This is a genomic window from Ligilactobacillus salitolerans, from assembly GCF_003864415.1.
Lineage (GTDB): Bacteria > Bacillota > Bacilli > Lactobacillales > Lactobacillaceae > Ligilactobacillus > Ligilactobacillus salitolerans.
On record NZ_BFFP01000016.1, the window covers coordinates 26,014 to 46,521 of the forward strand.

A 20,508-nucleotide genomic window follows, 5' to 3' on the forward strand; every position below is an offset into this window, starting at 1 on the left:
GCGTTCTTAAAGCAACAACAGCTGCTTGTCCTGATAAATTGAAATTGATTACATTTTTTTAGCACTGGGCGCAAATTTTCAGTACCGTTCTAACAAGATTATGCTCTAATATGTCAAGTTGCTCTAAAAATTTACCCATTTTTTTAGATCGGATAAGCTTATTATTGACTATCTTTATCTATTTTACTACAATTTATTTGAGGTGATGTAACCGTTTTCAAAATGTTTTGTCCGACATTTGTTCAATTAGTTGCTGCTAGGGGAAAGTTAGTTGAAATGCTTGGTATTCTTTAGTCACGCTTCGCTCTGTCATTTATAATACGAGGAGATAATTTCATGAAAAATCGAGAAACTGCTAATGTTTTATGGTTCGATGACCTTCACCGCTCTGATGTCGACCTCGTTGGTGGTAAGTCTTCTTCCCTCGGCGAGTTAACTTCTGCAACCAATATTCCTGTTCCTTACGGCTTCGCTACTACCGCGCATGCCTACCGCTACTTCATGGATCAAACAGGCGCTAATGACAAAATTAAAGAACTCTTGGAAAGCATTCAAGATTATGAAAACTCAGATGAATTACACCAGAAATGCACGCAGATCCGTAAAGTGATCACCGACAGCGAAATGCCGGCCGACCTTGCCCAAAGCATCGAACGATCATATGAAGAACTAGCCCAAAAAGTCGGGGAAAGCGAGCCTTTCGTTGCGATTCGTTCCAGTGCCACTGCCGAAGACCTGCCCGATGCTTCATTTGCCGGCCAACAGGATTCTTACCTCAACATTCGCGGCGCAGCCGATGTCGTGCAAAAAGTCAAAGAGTGTTATGCCTCCCTCTTCACGGAAAGGGCAACTTATTATCGGCATAAACAACATTTTCCGCATGAAAAGGTTGCTTTATCCGCGACAGTTCAAATGATGGTCTTCTCCAAATCCTCCGGGATCATGTTTTCGATCAACGTTGGGACCGGGGATGACTCCAAGGTCATTATTGATAGTATCTGGGGCCTGGGCGAATATATCGTCCAAGGAACTGTTACCCCTGATGATTTTGTCGTCGACAAAGAAACCATGAAGATCGTTTCTAAGGATATCACTCAAAAAGATATCGAGCTGGTTCGACTCAAAGATGGCGGTGTAGAAGAACGGCAGATTCCTGTTGAAGAAGCAAAAAAGCCTTCATTAACTGACGAACAAGTCATTGAACTCGCTGGTTATGCCATTGAGATCGAAAAACATTACGGTTCTTATATGGACATGGAATTTGCCTTGGACGAAAATACCAACAAACTGTGGCTGGTTCAGGCTCGGCCGGAAACTGTCTGGTCACAGAAAAAGAAAAATTCCGCTGCCAAAGGAGATGAGCCCGTGGATAACGTAACCGATGCTAAAGTTCTGGTTAGAGGTTTGGCAGCCAGTCCTGGGACAGCCGCTGGAAAAGTGCATGTGATCGCCGATCCGAAAGATATCGATCAATTTAAAGAAGACGAAATCTTAGTTACCACCATGACTTCACCAGACTGGGTCCCAGCCATGAAGAAGGCAAAGGCGATCATCACTAATAATGGCGGAATGACTTGTCATGCGGCCATTGTTTCCCGAGAAATGCAGATCCCATGTATCGTAGGGACAACCAGTCGCGGAACAGCCGCAATGGATGTCTTGCAGACAGGCGACACAATTACAGTCGATGCTAAAAACGGGATCGTCTACGAAGGCGAAGTTCAATCGATCGTCGCTCCAGCCAAAGAAGAGGTCCCAACCGGTGAAGTTGCCGGCAATGCCGAATACTTCGCTGCAACTGCGACTGGCGTCATGATGAACTTGGGTGATCCTGATTTGGCTCACAAATACGCTAATTTGCCAGCCGACGGGATCGGCCTCATGCGCGAAGAATTTATCTGGACCAGCTATATTCACGAGCATCCGCTCTATCTGATCGAACAAGGCCACCCAGAAAAAGTGGTCAATATGTTAGCAGAAGGCATCAGCAAGGTGGCCCGTGCGATGAGTCCGCGGCCCGTAGTTTTGCGTTTCTCAGACTTCAAGTCCAGCGAGTACCGCAACTTGAAGGGCGGCGATCAGTATGAACCGCATGAATCAGCCGATTTACTGGGTTGGCGCGGTGCTTCACGGTACTACGATCCGAAATATGTTGCAGCTTTCAAGCTTGAACTAGAAGCCGTTAAGAAGGTCCGCAATGAATTTGGACTGACCAACTTAAACGTCATGATCCCATTTGTCAGAACCGTTTCTGAAGCTTCGAAGGTCACGGAGATCATGACCCAAGCTGGTCTGGTCCGGACACCTGACTTTAAAGTCTATATGATGGCTGAGATCCCTTCAAACATCATTTTGGCCGACCAATTCAACCAGTTTATCGACGGATACTCGATCGGTTCTAACGACTTGACCATGCTGCTGCTAGGATGTGACCGGAATAACGACACTGTTTCGGATCTCTTTGATGAACGCAACTTGGCTGTCAAACGTGCGATCTCTCACCTGATCGAAGTTGCCCATCGTGACGGCAAGACGGTTTCGATTTGCGGCCAAACACCATCTGAGTATCCTGAATTCACGGAATTCTTGGTTCAGCAAGGCATCGACTATGTTTCCGTCAACCCAGATATGGTCAAGGCTACGAAACACAACGTCGCCCGCTTTGAACAAAGAATTTTATTGGACAAGGCCACCGGCAGAGGCCGGCAAGATCCAACCGACTATCAGTGGTAAAGAGTCAGATCTTCCTAATTAGCTGATACCAAAAAGGCACTAGCTTGTACGCTAGTGCCTTTTCTTTTGTCCTAGGAACTGCATTGTAAACTGCGAAACTAAATTGTTGTCTTTATAATATCATAGTGATATCATAACCGTAGACAACATGGAGGTGTAGAAAAATGTTCACGTTCGGAAAAAAATTATCATTTCGTCCTTTGATTATTTCATTGCTTTACTTTTTTGTATTCGGCCTAATTGCAGGAGGGTTCTTGGGACCCGAGGGCTGGTTCGCCGGCCTGATCGCCTTTATCTTAGTAGCTGGTGTTCATTATCCTGGGGTACTTGAAGTGGAATTCAATTATTTTGAAGTCACAGACAGTCAAATCAAATATTATGACTTCAGCAGTTGGTGGAAAAGGGTTTTAATGATTTTCATGGGTCCTTTAACACCTTTACAAAGTATCGATTTGACAGAAATTGCTGACGCCAGAGCAATTGGCAGACGCAAAGGAAAAGAGCTGCAGACTGCTATCCCCTATCCTAATGCCTTAGTGGGTTATACTGGACTCCTCTCATCGATCCAGAACCTGTATTGGATCGAGATCACATTCAAAAATGGAAAAAAGAAGAAATTTTCTTTGGCACGCGACAAAGCTTACGACACTGAAAAAACGATCAACAAGGCTAATTCAGCGGTTGATTGGATCCGGGCTAGCAAATAACGAATTCTAATTTCAAACTGATCCTCAAAATTTTATATTTTCTCTACTAACAGCTATGAAACTCAGTGCGAGCTTCATAGCTGTTTTTGACTATTATTTTTCTTAAGAAACATTAATGTGTTTCGTTCGTAATATTGTGATATAATTCATTTGGAAAATAGAAAAGGAGGTGTGTACTCATTGCTAACAAAACAAAAGATTCCCCGACAGACAAAAACAGCTGATAAAGGTTTGCTGTTCAACATTCAAAAATTTAGTTTAAACGATGGGCCTGGTATTCGTTCAGTTGTTTTCTTTAAAGGCTGTCCCTTAAAATGTGCCTGGTGTGCTAACCCGGAATCACAATTGCGGCACCCAGAAGAAATGTACGATGAAGCCCAGGGTCACAAGATCATGGTTGGTGAATACAAAACAATCCCTGAAATCATGGAAGTCATCATGCAAGATTATGATTTCTACGCAGAGTCTGGTGGCGGGGTAACTTTTTCCGGTGGTGAAGTTTTGTTTCAAGCACCCTTTGCAATCAAACTAGCACAAGCTGTTAAAGAAAAAGGGATCCATTTGGCTTGCGAGACTACCGGTTACGCCAAACCAGCCGTTTTCAATGAGTTCTACCCATATATGGATCTGATCTATTTTGACTGCAAACAATGGGACCCCCTGCTCCATCGCAAAGGGACTGGCGGGACAAATGAAATGATCTTAAAAAATATGCAGTCCGTCATCGATTCGGGCAAAGACTACTGTATCCGGATCCCAGTGATCCCAGGTTTTAACTATACCGATAATGATGCCAGACACTTTGGCGAACTTTTTCAGCAGATGGGGGTCAAAGAAGTCGAGCTGCTGCCTTTCCACCAGTTCGGCTTGAAAAAATACACTGACTTAGGGCGGGAATACAAATTAAAAGATGTTGCCCAGCTGCACACAGAAGACTTATTAGCCTATCAAAGGATCCTGCAAAACTCCGGAATTGATGCGCAGATCAATGGCTGGTAAAACCGGCAAACTTATGTGAAACTTTGAACAAAAAAACAGTTAGTGTCATCTTTTTTAGTTGCGATTGTAAGCGAGGTGCTCAAGCCAGAACTTTCCGCCCAATCAACTCCGTCATCATGACAAGAAATGCACTTGTCATAATGCCAGAGCCCATTGGTGCTCGAGTTCTCCCGGCTTGCTCCGCTCTGTTTTCTTAGTCGATCTTCACAGCGCAAAAATTCCGCTTATCCAACTCCAAGCCCATGGTGCAAAGTACGTACCCTAAGCTTAGAGTCCGATAATGCTCATCTTTTAAGCGCGCTGCTCCGCTCTGTTTTTGTAGTCGAGCTGCTCATGGCAGAAGGCTGTGCCTAACTTACTTTAGCCAAAAATGCTGAAACCCGCATTTTTGGCTATAGTCTGTTAGTGCTCACCTTCTGAACGCCATGCTCCGCTCTGTTTTAACATAGGAGGTTATATCTATGGTCATGACAAAAATTGCACCCACAACCACATTAGGAGATTTTGGCAAATTAACACCTAAAATGAGACGCTATCGTGAAGACATTTTAAATGCAAAACCCTACGTCGATCCCGAAAGAGCTGTTTTAACGACAGAAGCCTATCAGAAATATCAAGATCAACAAGTCGACATCTTACGCGCTCGTGTCTTAGAACACATTTTGCATAACATGACAATTTTCATCGAAAAAGATACTCTGCTTGTAGGTAATCAAGCTCAACATAACCGCTGGGCCCCTGTTTTTCCTGAATACTCAATGAACTGGGTCATTGATGAATTAGACACATTTGAAAAACGTTCAGGCGATGTTTTTTACATTACCGATGACGCTAAAGAACAATTGCGTCAGATCGCACCATTTTGGCAACATAACACCCTCGAAGACCGCGGGTATGCTGCCTTCCCAGAAAAAAGCAAGTTATTCTACGACCTGGGTCTCATTGGTGCTGACGGAAACATTACCTCTGGCGATGGTCATATCGCAGTCAACTATGAGACAGTCATCAAGTATGGACTAGTTTCTTATGAACAACGGATCAAAGAACAAATGGAGCAGCTTGACCTAACAGACATCGACCAGCAAAAGAAACTGTACTTCTACCAGGCAGGTCTGATTGTGATCAAATCTGTGCGCGACTTCGCCGCCAGATATGCCCTCCTAGCTGAACAGGAAGCGAAAAAGACTACTAGTTCAGAAAGACACGCCGAATTATTAGAGATTGCCCGGATCATGCACAAGATCCCCTACCAGCCGGCTGACACCTTTTACGAGGCGATCCAATCAGTCTGGCTGATCCACTTAGTCCTGCAGATCGAATCTAACGGCCATTCAGTTTCATACGGTCGTTTGGATCAATATTTAGAACCATTTTATGAAAAGGACCTAGCGAACGGCCAGATCACCGCTGGACAGGCAACAGAATTACTGACCAACTTGTGCATGAAAACTTTAACGATCAATAAAGTCCGGTCCTGGGCCCACACCGAGTTTTCGGCCGGCAGTCCGCTCTACCAAAATATCACCATCGGCGGTCAAACTAAAGATGGTAAAGATGCCGTTAACAGCATGTCATACTTGATCTTGAACGCAATTGTACAGGCTCATTTACCACAGCCCAATCTCACTGTGCGCTACCATCGCGGCTTAAGCGACCACTTCATGCGCCAGTGCGTTGAAGTGATCAAGGAAGGACTGGGAATGCCTGCCTTCAATAACGATGAGATCATCATCCCGTCATTTATTTCCCGCGGCATCAAGAAAGAAGATGCCTATAACTATAGCGCGATCGGTTGCGTTGAAACGGCCGTGCCTGGCAAATGGGGCTATCGTTGCACCGGGATGAGTTTCATCAATTTTCCCCGGACACTCTTGATCGTGATGAACGGTGGCAAAGATCCCGAATCAGGTAAACAGCTCTTGCCTAACTATGGTCATTTCACGGAAATGACCTCCTACGCTGAATTATTTACTGCGTGGGACAAATCTTTGCGCGAGATCACCCGTCAAAGTGTGATCATCGAAAATACTTGTGATCTCGCGTTAGAACAAAATTACCCGGACATTTTATGTTCTGTTTTAACAGAGGACTGTATCGGCAGAGGTAAAACAATCAAAGAAGGTGGCACGATCTACGACTTTATCAGTGGTTTACAGGTCGGGATCGCAAATTTGGCAGACTCATTAGCTGCAATCAAAAAGCTCGTCTTTGAAGAAAAGAAAATCTCTCCGGCAGAACTATGGCAAGCTCTGACCGATAACTTCCAAGGCGAAGGACAAGAAGAACTTCGGCAAATGCTGCTCAATGAAGCACCCAAATATGGGAACGATAATGACGAGGTCGATCAACTGATCGTCGCTGCTTACCAGCCGTATATCGATGAGATTGCTAAATATAAAAACACGCGTTATGGCAGGGGACCAATTGGCGGGACACGCTATGCCGGGACCTCTTCAATTTCAGCCAATGTGGGCCAAGGACATAGCACCCTGGCAACACCAGATGGCCGCTACGCCCGTACTCCACTATCTGAAGGATGTTCTCCGGCTCACTCGATGGATAGGGATGGACCTACAGCTGTCTTTAAGAGTGTTGCTAAGTTAAATACGCAGGCGATCACTGGCGGAGTTTTGCTCAACCAGAAAATGTCGCCCCAGCTTTTAAGAAGTGCAGATAATTGTGAAAAATTGGTGTTGCTGTTAAGAACTTTCTTTAATCGTTTGCACGGCTACCATGTTCAATATAATGTCGTGGACAAAAAGACATTAGTTGACGCTCAGCAACATCCTGATAAACATCGGGACCTGATCGTCAGAGTAGCTGGTTATTCAGCTTTCTTTGTCGGCTTATCCAAGGAAACACAAGACGACATCATCGAAAGAACGGAACAAAGTATTTAGCAAAGGAGCAAGAACAAAATGGAAATTTTAATCGATACAGTCAATTTGGATGAGATCAAAAAATATAACCAGATGTTGAATTTAAGCGGGGTCACTTCCAACCCTACGATCATCAAAAAAGAAGGCAAAGTCGACTTTTTCGAGCATTTGCGCCAAGTCAGGGAAATCATCGGGCCGGAAAAGACATTACACGTCCAAGCAGTTGGGGCAACAGCGCAGGAAATCATCGCTGATGCTCACCGGGTTTTAAAGGAAATCGACCAGCAAGTTTATATTAAGATCCCTACTAACGAACAAGGATTGGAAGCAATGAAAACTTTGAAGAGTGAGGGCGTCCATATCACTGCCACCGCGATTTATACAGTCTTTCAAGGGGAGCTTGCCATCGCAGCCGGAGCTGATTATTTAGCACCCTACTATAACCGGATGTTAAACATGAATATCGATGCCCCGCAAGTTATCGCCGAGTTAGCCCATGCAATTTCGCTGAGTGCCAGCCAAACCAAGATCCTGGCCGCCAGCTTCCACAACGTTGCGCAAGTCACTGCCGCCATTAAAAACGGTGCCCAGGCCGTGACAATCGGCACAGATGTGGTGGCAGCCGGCTTAAATGCCCCAATGATTGCTGCCGCTGTCACAGATTTTAAAAAGGATTGGGTCTCGCTGTATGGAGACCAGACGATTGCAGATTTAAAATAGGAAAAAAATCAGTTCCTTTTCCCATAAATATGGTTGAAGCACAACCTTAACTCAACGACTAAAGGTTGAAAGTACAAAAAAGACCACTATTCTTGTTATTACACAGATGTGTAAACGAATATTAGCCTTTTTCAGTTTTAGACACTGCCTAGTAGACTTAAAAAGCTACTTGGCAGTGTCTTTTTAATTCATCAAACATCCAGGTAGAAAGATACCAACTATCTATTAAAGAGAACATAGTATAGGGCAACTACTAAAATAAAATAATTTTTGCTTTACCAGTTTGCTTATTTTACATAGGCTTCTTTATAGCTATAGTGACCATTAACGGGATCATACATGACATTTTTAAGCTTAGAACTGACCAAGTCGCGCGAATTTCCTTGATAGATGGGGCTAACCGGCATTTCTTTCATCAATAACTTTTCTGCGTTGATCAAATTGTTAAATCGTTGGTCAGGATCATTGGCATACTTATTATTTGCGTCCTCCATTAACTGATTGTAAGTTGAATTGGACCAGCCAGGGTCATTTTTAACATTGTACATTCCCAAGAAAGTGTTTGGATCTGCATAATCTCCAGACCAACCAATATAACCAATTGTAAATTGGTGTTGTTCCTCACGGGTAATAACGGATTTTAGAGGCATTTTGCTTAAACTAATTTTTAGACCAGGTAGATTTTTTTCACCTGTGGATTGGACAAGCTGCATTGCCGCATCTGAGGCATTATCATCACTGTAAATTATTGTAACGTTTAACTTTGTTTTTCCGATTTCTTTAAGCCCCGCAAGCCAAAGTTTCTTTGCTAAATTTGGATTATAGTCAACCGTGTTTTTAACATGGCTAGCCTTTGCGAAATCTTCCCCAGTTGCAGGAACTTTGGCAGTTTTAAGCGACACAACGCCAAGCGAAGGGGTTGCACCGTTACTTAATACATTTTTCGTTAGTTTTTGACGATCAATCACTAGAGAAAGTGCCTGACGTAATTTTTGATTGGTAAATGGCCCCTTCTTTACATTAAATTCGATATACTTTGTATTAGAAAGGTATCTTGTGACAGCAAGCTTACTCTTAGCGAAGTGTTTTGCCTGTTCCCCTTGAAGATGGATCAAATCAAGTTTGCCGCTTTTGAATAAACTGTAACTGGTACTTGGACTCTTTGTTACTTGATAATTTATACGATCCAACTTAACATGCTTTTTATCCCAGTAATTGTTATTTTTGACAAGAGACCATGAATTATTTGACCCGTTCCATTTTTTGGCTACAAATGGGCCGTTGTAAGTTACCCTACTGCTTTTCGTGCCATAGTCTTTGCCGTATTCTTTGACTGTCTTTGAATTAACAGGACCAAAAGCATCTCGCGCCAGCAAATCTTTAAAGTAAGATGTTGGTGAGGATAGATCCACGATGAGTTTATATTTCCCATCTGCCCTAATGCCAAGTTCCTTTGGTGACATTTTCCCCTGACTGATCTGTTGATAGTTTTTCACTGGTGTAAACAAATATGTACTGCCACTAGCAGTCTTTGGATCGACCAAGCGTCGCCAGCCATATACAAAATCATGGGCTGTCACAGTCGATCCATCACTCCATTTGGTTCCTTTGCGCAAACTGAAAGTGTAAGTTTTTCCATTATTTGAAATTGTTGTTTTAGTTGCTAATGCTGGCTTGACCTTGCCACTACTCGTATATCGATACAGACCTTCAAATAAATCATCAGCTAAACTGGATGTGCTCAAATCTTCAATTTTAGCGGTGTCTAAAGTTGATATCTGATCAGTCGCACTGATGTTGGCAACATTTTTTTGCGAGCGCTCAGTATTACTGCAACCTGTCAGTAGTAATCCTAGGCCTAACAAGCTGACTATAAACGTGTGTTTATTCAATTTCATGACAATAACCTCCAAAGAAAATCCTATTGAACCCTTGTCAAAATTATATTATGATTAAAAAAGTTAGAAACGTACTAGACTAATTAACATTATAATTTAATATAGCGAATTTGCAATAGAAGGAGAAAACATGCACTCAAAAAAATTAAATGTGGAATTAATTAGACAGATGCCCGAGTTGCCTACTGGTTGTGAAATTACTGCGATCACTATGATGTTGCGTTATGCTGGTTCATTAGTTAAGAAGACTGATTTGGCCCGTGAAATGCCTTATGATGATCATGATTGCAACAAAGGATTTGTTGGCGATCCATTTACCGAACATGGCAATAGTATTTATCCTCCGGCATTGATGCCATTAGTTACTAAGTATGCTGGAAATGCAATCAATTTGAGCGGTCAATCAATTCAAGAGTTGAAAAATCATTTGGCTAATACTGGGCATCCAATTGTTATTTGGGTTGGCCAGTTTGATGGCTTTCATACTCATGCATTAACAATGACTGGTTTTGATACTGATCGAATTTTTTATAATGACTGTTGGACAGGAGAACAAACACAACTTCCCACGAAAGAGCTTGAAGTAAGCCGTGCCAAAAAAATGAAGTTAGCCATTAGCTATTAGGAGGTCCTAGAGAATGAAACCATTTATTGGAATGCCATCGGATTCAGATCCTAAAATACATGGATTTACAGATTATATTGATGATAATGTTGCGCAGGCAATTATTAAAGCTGGAGGCGTGCCGGTTATTTTACCACCTAATAACAGTGAAGAAATTGCCAAAGACTATGTTAAGAATTTAGACGGCATTGCGTTTCTTGGTGGTCCGGATATTGATCCAACCTTATTTGGTGAAGAACCAATCGCAAAAATCGGGTCAACTTCACTAATTAAGGATAAATTTGAAATTGCCCTTTGCCGACAAGCCTACCAAGCGGGTAAAGCCATTTTTGGTATTTGTCGAGGAATTCAAATTATTTCAGTTGCTCTTGGTGGAACTGTGTTTCAGGACTTTCCAAGTCAAAGTGAAGATGCATTTATTAAACATCATCAGGATGCACCGATTTTTTATCCGAGCCATCATATTACAACTGAAGCTGGGACCAAAGCTGAAACGATTTTGGGGGATCATCCTTATGTGAACTCACATCATCATCAAACAGTTAAAGAACCTGGGACGGAATTATTTGTTTCGGGTCGTGCTGCTGATCATGCAGTTGAAGTAGTTGAATCTAAGAAAAACGATCAAGTATTAGCAGTTCAATGGCATCCAGAGTTTCTTTTTGATACGAAGCCGGAAGAAATGGAGCTGTTTCGTGATTTTGTTGAACGCTCTAAAAAATCTTATTAGTATACGTGGTGCTAGTGCTTTCTATTTAAAGCAACTGGGTCTTTCAGAAAAAAAGAAAGATCTAGTGAGGCATAGAATAGTTTTTGAGGGATGTTTCTTACAAATGTTCCCTCTTTTTATTACCAAAAAGGCATTCAAAGAGTACTTTAAATTGCTCCTCAAGCTGATTGTTAGTTATAGGTAGAAAGTATTTAATCAAGACGGTTATGGAACTCATTGCGAGTATCATAACCGTCTTTTTTTAGCGAAATTTGAGTTGAGTATTTTGATCAGTGAATCTGACCTGTCAGACACTGCACAATACCACATGCGCAAACTGCCTTTATTTTCCTATATCAAAGTTGTTCAATGGCTATAACATAACAAACAAGCTAGCAGTTGGAATAGCAGCTATTGCAGTCAACATAGGAAAGTGGGGAAACACATGGAAAAGGAACTCAGCACGACGCAAACTATTGCTATCAGTGATAAAGAATCAAATTGGCAGATCGCAAAAGACGTTACCAGCAATTTTGTCGGCTCGCTTAGCAGTCAAATGTTTAATTACGGCTTGGGTTTAATGCTGTTAGACCAGACTAAATTAGCGCTCAGTTTTGGACTCAGCATGATCATCGCCCCAATTATCGGTCTATTATTCTTAATTCCCGTGGGAAATATAACTGACCGCTATCCGCATAAAATCATCCTTAACCTCAGCATTTCAGTCCGTTTCGCTGCACTAATAGTTTTTGCCCTGACGATCAATAGCTTCCATGGCCTGTTCAAATTGATCCCGGTTATTATTTTTTTGATCATTAACGAAATTTCGATCAACTTTAGCAATACGAGTTATTCGGCTGCTGTCCATGAGCTGGTCAATGAGAATCAGATTCAGAAACTAAACTCGCTGACCCAAGGAGCTGCGTCTTTTTCTGCAATCTTGGCGCCTGCACTCGGAGTCGGCTTATACAGTACAGTGAGCTTTGAGGTCTTTATCTACCTGGAAATTTTAGCCGCATTTATCTCTTGGCTTCTTTTGCAGACCATGCATTTTCATTATGCTGAAACTAATGAGGGTCAATCCAGTCCAAAGCCAAGCCCGTTGGCTGATTTTCAAGCAGGTCTCAAGTATGTCAACCAGCGCAAACTAATCAAAACGATCATTAGCATAGCTGTGATTGCTAACTTTATTTTTACCGCTCAAACTATAGGTATCCCTTACATCATTAAAAACCAGCTGCAGTTCGGCAATGGTCCCGTCGGTTTTTTAGATACCGGCTCAGCGATTGGTATGCTGATCGGCAGCATTTTGATGCTGGTCATTCCCGATAAAAAATGGTTCACACAAAAAATCTTGCTGCCTCTGTTATTTTTAGGCATCGAGATTGTCTGCTTGGCCTGTGTTTTCCTCAAACAGCTCACTGCTTTACAGCTAGAAATTGGAGGAACGATCATTACGCTGCTCTTGGGGATCACACTGGCCATCTTGAATATTACGATGCAAGTTAGACTGCAAAAAACAATTCCGACTAACATTTTAGGAAGAGTAATGTCGTTGCTGACAGTCGCCAATACTTCAATCATGCCTTTAGGAACGTTATTCTACACTTTTCTGTTTCAACATAATTTTAACGGCGGCTATATCCTGCTGATCAACGGTCTGGCCCTCTTCATCTATACAATTTTGCTGTCACCTGTTTTGCTCAAAAATATTAAGCACGATACCCAATACAGCAAAGATTAACTGTGAGAAAAGCTGACTCTGCATAAAAAAGCCTGCTTTTTAAAGGAGGAAAAAAGTGCCCCATAACTGTCAGACAGTTATGAAGCACTTTTTAGGTCTTGCATTTATTCTGTTTGCATCGCCCGACTAGTAATTTTAGTCTTATTCAGCAACACTGAACTGGTAACCACTGACAGAGAACTGAAGGCCATCGCCAGTCCGGCAATTTCAGGGCTCAAGGTGACACCCAAGCCATAGAAGAGTCCCGCTGCAACTGGGATCCCTAAGACATTGTAGATAAATGCCCAGAAAAGATTCAACTTGATCCGATTAAAGGTCTTTTGACTGAGTTCCAAAGCCTGATCGACTGCTCGCAGATCGTTTTTGACCAGGACGATCCCGCCAGCATCGATCGCGATATCAGTTCCGGACCCCATCGCGATCCCAACATCAGCAGTACTCAGAGCAGGAGCGTCATTGATCCCATCGCCGACAAATGCCACTTTGCCGCTGCCTTGAAGCTGCTTGATCTGCTCAGCTTTATCAGCCGGCAGAACTTCTGCGATCACCTGATCAATGCCGACTTCTTTGGCGATTGCTTGTGCGACCCGCTGATTATCGCCAGTCAGCATGACCGTCTTCAAGCCGCGTGCTTTCAAAGCTGAAATGGCGGCCGCAGAGGTTTCCTTTGGGGTATCCTGAATTGCGATCAGACCGATCACCTGCTGGTTAAGCCCGACTAGCACTACCGTCTTAGCTTGATCTTGCAAAGTTTCCATCTCTTTTTGCAGGTCTTCGTCCATTTGATAATCATGACGCAATTTAGTATTCCCCACAAAGGCATCTTGGCCGTTGAATTTAGCCGCCACACCCTGGCCAGAAATAGCTTGAAAGTCCGTAGCTGCTGGATATGCTGTCTGCTTTTCCTTAGCTGCATCCAAAATCGCCTCAGCCAATGGATGTTCCGAGTTCTCTTCCAAGGCTGCAGCAACTTGCAGGACTTGGTCTTGCTCACCGCGAACATCTGTCACGACCGGTTTGCCAACCGTGATCGTGCCCGTTTTGTCAAAGACCACCGTTTTGACGTCATTGACAGTCTCTAAAACTTCACCATTTTTGATCAGGATCCCCATCTTAGCTCCGCGACCGGTCCCGACCATCAAAGCAGTCGGTGTCGCCAAGCCCAAAGCACACGGGCAGGCGATCACAACGACCGCCACGGCAAAAATCAGTGCATTTGCCAGGTTGAGTCCTAGTAAGACATACCAAATCAAGAATGTCGCGATCGCAACGATCAAAACGACCGGCACAAAAATGTCTGATACTTTATCAGTCAGTTTCTGGATCGGCGCATGGCTATTTTGTGCTTTTTTGACCAGCTCCACAATTTGGGCTAAGAGTGTATCGCCACCGACCTTCTTAGCCCGAAAAGTTAATGTCCCGGTTTTATTGAGTGTCGAGCCGATCACTGAATCGCCTGTCTGGCGTGAAACAGGCAGACTTTCACCGGTCACCATTGATTCATCGATCGTCGAACTGCCAGAAATAACTTCCCCGTCAACAGCGATCTTTTCACCTGGTTTAACTCTGATCTCATCACCGACGACGACCTGGTCCAGCGGAACCTTAACGAACTGGCCGTCACGTTTGACCTCAGCTTCCTTTGCCTGGAGACTGAATAATTTTTCGATCGCATTCGATGCATTGTTGCGCATTCGCTCTTCAAATACCTGACCTAACAAAACAAAGGTCGTCACAAAAGCTGCACTTTCAAAGAAGACTTGCTTGTGTGTCAATAAAGCATAGATACTATAGAAGTAGGCGGTTGCGGTCCCAATTGCCACTAAGGTGTCCATATTCGAATGGTGCTTTTTAAATGAGGCCCAGGCACTCTGAATGAATGGCCCCGCTGAAAGTCCCATCACAATGGTCGTCAACACGAACATGGTCCAGTGTCCGCCAGGCAGCATCCACCCAGTCAACGGCTTTAAGATCATTTCCACCAGCATGGGCAGCGATAAAACCAGTGAGATCCAAAAACGTGTTGTAATTTTCATTACTCAACAACTACTTTCCCGAAAAACATGTCCATGCCGCAACTAAACTGATATTCCCCGGCTTTATCTGTCGCCACTGTCACTGTCTTCGAGACATTTAACGGCAGCTCTTCTTCAAAACCAAGCTCCTTAGAGTGCACGACGTCCAAACACCCCTGCTCACTGGTTCGGGTGAAGGTGAGTTCTGCCGGCACTCCCTGCTTTAAAGTGACTACTTCTGGGTCATAACCGCCTGCAACTGTTACATTAACCTTTTGTGTGTTCTCGCTCATCGTAAATTCCTCCATTAATTTTTTTCTCTCTTGCTAGCCGCCGCACTATTTAATGATCAATTTACCGTGAAACATGTCCATACCGCAGGCCCACTGAAACTCACCTGCTTTGCTGGTATCGATCTTGACTGTCTTAGTCTCATCTTTAGGCAATTCTTGGTTGATCCCAAAATCCGGAAAAACGACACGGTCCAAACAGCTGGATGGATCCCTGCGTGTAAAATTGATCTTTGCCGGCACGCCCTTTTTCAAAACCACAGTTTCAGGTGAATAGCCGCCTTTGACTTCAACGTCGATACTTTGCTGATCAGCTTGGACTTCGGCTGTGCCTTGCTCAGTCTCATGTTTGGCGAAAAACCACCAGATAATAAAACCAATTAAAGCCAAGCCCACCAGTAAAACAATAATTTTTACCATGACTTATTTCGCTCCTTTCACTGACAGCATCCGTTAGCTTGACACTGGCTTCGATCTGCCAGACAATCACAGGCGACTTGGGAAGGTGCCGTTTTTGCCTTCTGTTTCAAAATATCCTGCATCTCTGTAATATCGTTTTGACTCAGCGGCGTTTCTGTCAGTAATTTGACCAGTTCCTGGCCCTTTTTCATAGCACAGATCCGAGCGAAGGTTTCACTAGTCATCTGATCCATCGCTTCAGTCTCAGTGACTTGCGGCAGGTAGATAAAGCGCCGTCCTTCCTTTTCCGTGGCTAAAGCGCGCTTATTGACCAAGCGTCGCAGTAAGGTTTTGACTGTCGATTCAGTCCACGCTTTTTTGCCTTGGATCAAATCACTGACTTCGCTGCTGGTTGCCTTGCCTTTTGTCCAAATGATCCGCATCAATTCCCACTCAGAGGTCGTCATCTCCGGACTCTCTTGTACCATTTGCATTGACTTTGCTCCTTTCGTTTACATCTGTCATTTCACCTTTATCATACCTCATGATTTACATTTGTCAACGAAAAAGGAAAATATTTCTTGTTTGTCAGTAAACAAGCTATTTCAACTCTTAGACCCAATTCAAACAAAATTCAACATTTTACATCACTTCAGATTATTTATATAATAGTAAGGAATCATAAATTCATGAAAAGCGAGGTTTTATCTATGGATCTAACAAGCACCTACACATTGCACAATGGCGTTGAAATTCCGGTCGTCGGCTTTGGTACCTGGCAGACTCCAGACGGAGATGTTGCTGAATCTTCTGTGAAAGCCGCTCTTGACGCTGGTTACCGCCACATTGACACAGCCGAAATGTATGGCAATGAAAAAAGTGTCGGCCGTGGGATCAAGGCCAGCGGTGTTCCGCGGGATGAAATTTTTGTCACCAGCAAGCTGACCAATACCCTCCACAGCTATGACGATGCAACTGCCGGTTTGGACCAGACCTTGAAGGATCTTCAGCTTGACCACCTCGATCTCTTTTTGATCCACTGGCCAAACCCAGCCCCTTACAGAAATGATGACTGGGAAAAGCACCTGCAAGAAACCTGGCGTGCCTTTGAAGATGCTTATAAGGCTGGCAAAGTCCGCGCGATCGGTGTCTCCAACTTCCGCAAGCACCATTTAGAAGTCCTGGAAAAAACACAAACGATCGTGCCGATGGTCAACCAGATCCATCTTTGCCCCGGCGACCATGATGATGAATTAGTTAACTACTGTCGCGACCGCAAGATCCTGCTGGAGGCTTATAGTCCATTTGGTACCGGTAAGATCTTCAGCGACCCGACCTTACAAAAATTGGCGGCAGAAACCAACCACTCTGTAGCTCAGGTCTGCTTGCGCTGGTCTTTACAACGCGAATACCTGCCGCTGCCTAAATCAGTTCATGCTGATCGGATCCAGCAAAATACTCAGATTTTTGATTTTGAATTAACGGACGCTCAAATGGCCGAACTCGATGCCTTAGTTGGTGTCGGCGGCTACGGCAATAATCCCGATACTGTTCCATTTTAAATAAATAACAAAAGGAGTGGGCTTCTCGTGACTGAGAGGCTCGCTCCTTTTTTGTTGCTTGTTGATATGTGGAGGTTACTCTGGACGATGTACCTCCACATCCTTCTGGATACTACTCTGCCCGACTTGTATCCACGACTTTCTTTCCTGGATACTACTCTGCCTGACTTGTATCCACGACCGTCTTTCCTGGATACTACTTCGCCCGACTTGTATCCACGACCGCCTTTCCTGGATACTACTTCGCCTGACTTGTATCCACGACCGCCTTTCCTGGATACTACTTTGCCCGACTTGTATCCACGACTTTCTTTCCTGGATACTACTCTGCCTGACTTGTATCCACGACCGCCTTTCCTGGATACTACTTCGCCCGACTTGTATCCACATCCCTAATTGAATCAAATTGAATAATTTAATAGACCTCTAGTGCCTGGTACACACTAGAGGTCTATCTTGATAATTATTTGATAGCTTGTGCTACTGCTTCATTGACAGCTGCCTTTTCATCCTCGATCAAAGCAACCCGACTCTCGATCACCTTGGTATCCATCTGGATCTCGCGCTTCAAGCCAGAGACATCAAGCTTAGGTGTAAAGAATTCCTTGAACTCAGCTAAACGCTCCGGTGTATGGAAGACTCCAGCGGTAACTGTAATAAACGTTGGGAACTCCATGTCGCCGCCAACTGTTTTTTCTAGCCACTGCCATTCTTGCCGGATCCAATCCCAAGCTGCCTGCTGACCTTTATCGTTGGCCAAAACATCACGGTACCAGCCCCGCAGGTCTTGCGGTCTGATCACGTCACTGTTCTCAAAGTCGGCTACGATCTTAGCGAGTAAGTCCTGATCTGACGTCTTAGTCAGTGCAAATTCAATGCCGGCTTGGTAATTACCATCAGAAGTTTTACCGTGCTCAGCCAGTAACTGATCAAACAATTCTGGGCTGCCATAATTTTTTACTTCATTTTGCAAAATGTAAGGACGGGTGTCAGCCGGCAATGAAGCTGGCTCATATTTTTTCTCAAGATATAAAGCATGCCCTTGCGCGATGGCATCAGCGTTTTGCGCATACAACGCAGCGTTCAAAATATACGGACGAGTCAGCTGATCATCAATCGATTCGCCGTCTTTTGGCTGCCAGCCTAACCGCTGAACCTGTGCGCCGCTTAGCTGATCAAACAGCTCACGTAAATTGCTTTCCTCTGTTGAGTCCGGCTGCACGAACTTCTTCAAGTTGCCTGTGATTTGGTACAAGGCAACATTCACTAGGTTAGATTTGCTGTCAGCGAAGTCCTTTAGCAACGGGACGACACTGGCGTATGAAATTTGCCGCCCTTCTGCGAGCAAACGCAGATCCTGCAACAATTGCAGTTGAGTGATAGCATCCAAATCTTTAGCGTTTGCCAAAATATCTTCCAAGAGCCCGTCATCGTATTTAACGATAAAGTGTGAATCATTCCCCAAGTTCAAACGCAAAGGCTGGCCAGCAGCTGCGCGTAATGTTGCGTAATCGCCCAGTTCGATCGTCTGTTCCGCCATGATCTGCGGTACTGCCTCATAGTTGCCGTTTAACGGGATCTGCCACAAGCGGCCGACTTCATTGCCTTCACCAACGAAAAACTGCTGCTGTGAGAGGGTCAATCTGCCGTCCACGACCTGGACACTAACAACCGGGTACCCTGGCTGCTCCAACCATGTATTCATGATTGTTGCCAGGTCAATGCCGGCTGCCTGTCCCAAGGCATCCCAGAGATCTGCCCCAGTGGCATTGCCATATTGATGTGCTTCAAAATAAGCCTTCAAGCCTTGACGCAAGGCATCATCACCGATCAAAGCCCGGACCATGACCAGCATCCGCGAACCCTTAGCATAAACGATCGCCCCATCAAAAATCGCATCGATCTCAGCTGGTTCTTCAACTTGGACATGCACAGACTGCACTCCATCAGTCGCGTCACGCTGCAAGGCAGCGGAAGCTTCAGCTGTCTGGAACAGTTCCCAAATATGCCAGTCTGGTTCCAAGGCATCGATTGCGACGTATTCCATCATGTTGGCAAAACTTTCATTGAGCCAAAGGTCATCCCACCACTGCATGGTGACTAAGTCGCCAAACCATTGATGAGCTAATTCGTGCGCGATCACTGTTGCGACACGTTCCTTGACTTCCAGTGAAGTGTTTTCTGGGTCGATGACCAGATATGCTTCACGGTAGGTCACTAAGCCCCAGTTCTCCATTGCCCCGGCAGAAAAGTCCGGTAGTCCTAATTGCCAAGAATGCGGCAACGGATAAGGTGTGTGGTAGAAATCTTCAAAAAATTCGATCGAGCGTTTCGCAATGTCTAACGCAAAATCAAGTTCATTTTCCTGGTGAGCTTTGGTTGAGAAAACACCAACCTGCACGCCGCTCTTAGTCTGCGTGAGCTTGCTTTGCATCTCGCCAAAGGCAAAGGCTACCAGGTAAGTGGACATTTTAACTGTTTTTTCAAAGTAATGTACACCGTCTTTAACCTCAGTTTCAGGCATGTTAGCAATAATTGTTTCACCTGGATGCTCGTCAAATTTAATTGCTAATTCAAATGTCGCTTTAGCTGCTGGTTCATCGACACAGGGAAAGGCTTGCCGGGCAGCCGTAGTCTCAAACTGTGTCCCGATCAATTGCTTCTTTTCCCCATTAACCTGGTAGTAGGACGGGTAGATCCCCATCATAGTATCAGTCAAAGGAGCTGTGTAGTCGATTGTGAGAGTTGTGTTTCCTGGTTGAGCCAGTGTAACCTTGATCGTTTCAGCCTGGTCATCCACAGCAAATTCAACATCATTGCCTGCAACTTGAACGCGTGCAACCTTTAAGAACTTCTGGTTGATGGCGATCTGAGCCGAAAGTGCTTGCCCGCTGATCTCCGTTTGACCGGTGATCAATTTGGCAGACCGATCAATGTCTAAATATACCTTGTAGTCTGTCGGTTTAAAATCATCATATAAACGTGTCACGAAAATACATACCTCCTTAAATTTCAAGCAACGTAAAAAACGCTGTTAATCAGTAATTTCATTATACTCTAATAAATGCCAGATAAGCTACGAAATACTTTCATTGTAAGTGGCCGTTTTTAGTTGGTCACTTTCCTTCTCCCGATTTTGGACGAATTCTGACTAAATGATTGTGAATTAAAAAATTTACTTCGAAACTTCTTGTTTGTATCCTTATCTAGGTAATTTAACTTGTTTTA

Annotated in this window: 15 protein-coding genes; 9 read left to right on the forward strand and 6 right to left on the reverse strand. The window is 44.1% G+C overall.

Annotated features, from left to right (window positions below; genetic code table 11):
• The first annotated feature begins 336 nt into the window (after window positions 1–336).
• The 5 genes from ppsA to LFYK43_RS05905 all read left to right on the forward strand — a co-directional run bounded on the left by ppsA (window position 337) and on the right by LFYK43_RS05905 (window position 8,038).
• Window positions 337–2,733, forward strand: coding sequence for a phosphoenolpyruvate synthase (gene ppsA, locus LFYK43_RS05885; protein ID WP_124976372.1), 2,397 nt, complete (start codon window positions 337–339; stop codon window positions 2,731–2,733).
• A 164-nt stretch (window positions 2,734–2,897) separates the two neighbouring features.
• The gene (locus LFYK43_RS05890; protein ID WP_124976374.1) at window positions 2,898–3,440 is read left to right on the forward strand and encodes a hypothetical protein; all 543 of its coding nucleotides are present in this window, start codon (window positions 2,898–2,900) and stop codon (window positions 3,438–3,440) included.
• A gap of 180 nt (window positions 3,441–3,620) precedes the next feature.
• Window positions 3,621–4,439 (forward strand): glycyl-radical enzyme activating protein, encoded by an 819-nt coding sequence (locus LFYK43_RS05895; protein WP_124976376.1) that lies wholly within the window; start codon window positions 3,621–3,623, stop codon window positions 4,437–4,439.
• A 461-nt stretch (window positions 4,440–4,900) separates the two neighbouring features.
• Window positions 4,901–7,339, forward strand: coding sequence for a glycyl radical protein (locus tag LFYK43_RS05900; RefSeq protein ID WP_124976378.1), 2,439 nt, complete (start codon window positions 4,901–4,903; stop codon window positions 7,337–7,339).
• Between the two features lie 18 nt (window positions 7,340–7,357).
• Window positions 7,358–8,038 (forward strand): fructose-6-phosphate aldolase, encoded by a 681-nt coding sequence (locus LFYK43_RS05905; protein ID WP_124976380.1) that lies wholly within the window; start codon window positions 7,358–7,360, stop codon window positions 8,036–8,038.
• A 287-nt stretch (window positions 8,039–8,325) separates the two neighbouring features.
• Here the strand turns inward: LFYK43_RS05905 and LFYK43_RS05910 are convergent, their stop codons facing one another.
• Window positions 8,326–9,936 (reverse strand): peptide ABC transporter substrate-binding protein, encoded by a 1,611-nt coding sequence (locus tag LFYK43_RS05910; RefSeq protein WP_124976382.1) that lies wholly within the window; start codon window positions 9,934–9,936, stop codon window positions 8,326–8,328.
• A gap of 130 nt (window positions 9,937–10,066) precedes the next feature.
• Here LFYK43_RS05910 and LFYK43_RS05915 point away from each other — a divergent pair, with 130 nt between their 5' ends.
• The 3 genes from LFYK43_RS05915 to LFYK43_RS05925 all read left to right on the forward strand — a co-directional run bounded on the left by LFYK43_RS05915 (window position 10,067) and on the right by LFYK43_RS05925 (window position 13,014).
• A complete protein-coding gene (locus tag LFYK43_RS05915) occupies window positions 10,067–10,561 on the forward strand; it encodes a C39 family peptidase (RefSeq protein ID WP_124976384.1) in 495 nt (164 codons plus the stop codon).
• A gap of 13 nt (window positions 10,562–10,574) precedes the next feature.
• Window positions 10,575–11,291 (forward strand): gamma-glutamyl-gamma-aminobutyrate hydrolase family protein, encoded by a 717-nt coding sequence (locus tag LFYK43_RS05920; RefSeq protein ID WP_124976386.1) that lies wholly within the window; start codon window positions 10,575–10,577, stop codon window positions 11,289–11,291.
• A 424-nt stretch (window positions 11,292–11,715) separates the two neighbouring features.
• Complete coding sequence (locus LFYK43_RS05925; protein WP_124976387.1) at window positions 11,716–13,014, forward strand: MFS transporter; 1,299 nt, start codon at window positions 11,716–11,718, stop codon at window positions 13,012–13,014.
• A gap of 104 nt (window positions 13,015–13,118) precedes the next feature.
• Here LFYK43_RS05925 and LFYK43_RS05930 read toward each other — a convergent pair whose 3' ends face one another.
• Genes LFYK43_RS05930 through LFYK43_RS05945 form a run of 4 tightly spaced genes read right to left on the reverse strand, consistent with a single transcriptional unit; the run spans window position 13,119 to window position 16,212 of the window.
• Window positions 13,119–15,050: a copper-translocating P-type ATPase gene (locus LFYK43_RS05930; protein WP_124976389.1), complete on the reverse strand. Its 1,932-nt coding sequence runs from the start codon at window positions 15,048–15,050 to the stop codon at window positions 13,119–13,121.
• The gene (locus LFYK43_RS05935; protein WP_124976391.1) at window positions 15,050–15,322 is read right to left on the reverse strand and encodes a cupredoxin domain-containing protein; all 273 of its coding nucleotides are present in this window, start codon (window positions 15,320–15,322) and stop codon (window positions 15,050–15,052) included. The genes LFYK43_RS05930 and LFYK43_RS05935 overlap by 1 nt, the downstream gene beginning before the upstream one ends.
• A gap of 45 nt (window positions 15,323–15,367) precedes the next feature.
• Window positions 15,368–15,739 carry a cupredoxin domain-containing protein gene (locus tag LFYK43_RS05940; RefSeq protein ID WP_124976393.1) on the reverse strand — a complete coding sequence of 124 codons (372 nt, stop codon included), beginning with the start codon at window positions 15,737–15,739 and terminating at the stop codon, window positions 15,368–15,370.
• Window positions 15,740–15,756: 17 nt separating this feature from the next.
• The gene (locus LFYK43_RS05945) at window positions 15,757–16,212 is read right to left on the reverse strand and encodes a CopY/TcrY family copper transport repressor (RefSeq protein ID WP_369692900.1); all 456 of its coding nucleotides are present in this window, start codon (window positions 16,210–16,212) and stop codon (window positions 15,757–15,759) included.
• Window positions 16,213–16,428: 216 nt separating this feature from the next.
• Here LFYK43_RS05945 and LFYK43_RS05950 point away from each other — a divergent pair, with 216 nt between their 5' ends.
• Window positions 16,429–17,280: an aldo/keto reductase gene (locus tag LFYK43_RS05950; protein ID WP_124976395.1), complete on the forward strand. Its 852-nt coding sequence runs from the start codon at window positions 16,429–16,431 to the stop codon at window positions 17,278–17,280.
• A gap of 463 nt (window positions 17,281–17,743) precedes the next feature.
• On the opposite strand, the gene LFYK43_RS05955 is transcribed toward LFYK43_RS05950, so the two are convergent.
• Window positions 17,744–20,269: a M1 family metallopeptidase gene (locus LFYK43_RS05955; RefSeq protein WP_124976397.1), complete on the reverse strand. Its 2,526-nt coding sequence runs from the start codon at window positions 20,267–20,269 to the stop codon at window positions 17,744–17,746.
• Between the last annotated feature and the right edge of the window lie 239 nt (window positions 20,270–20,508).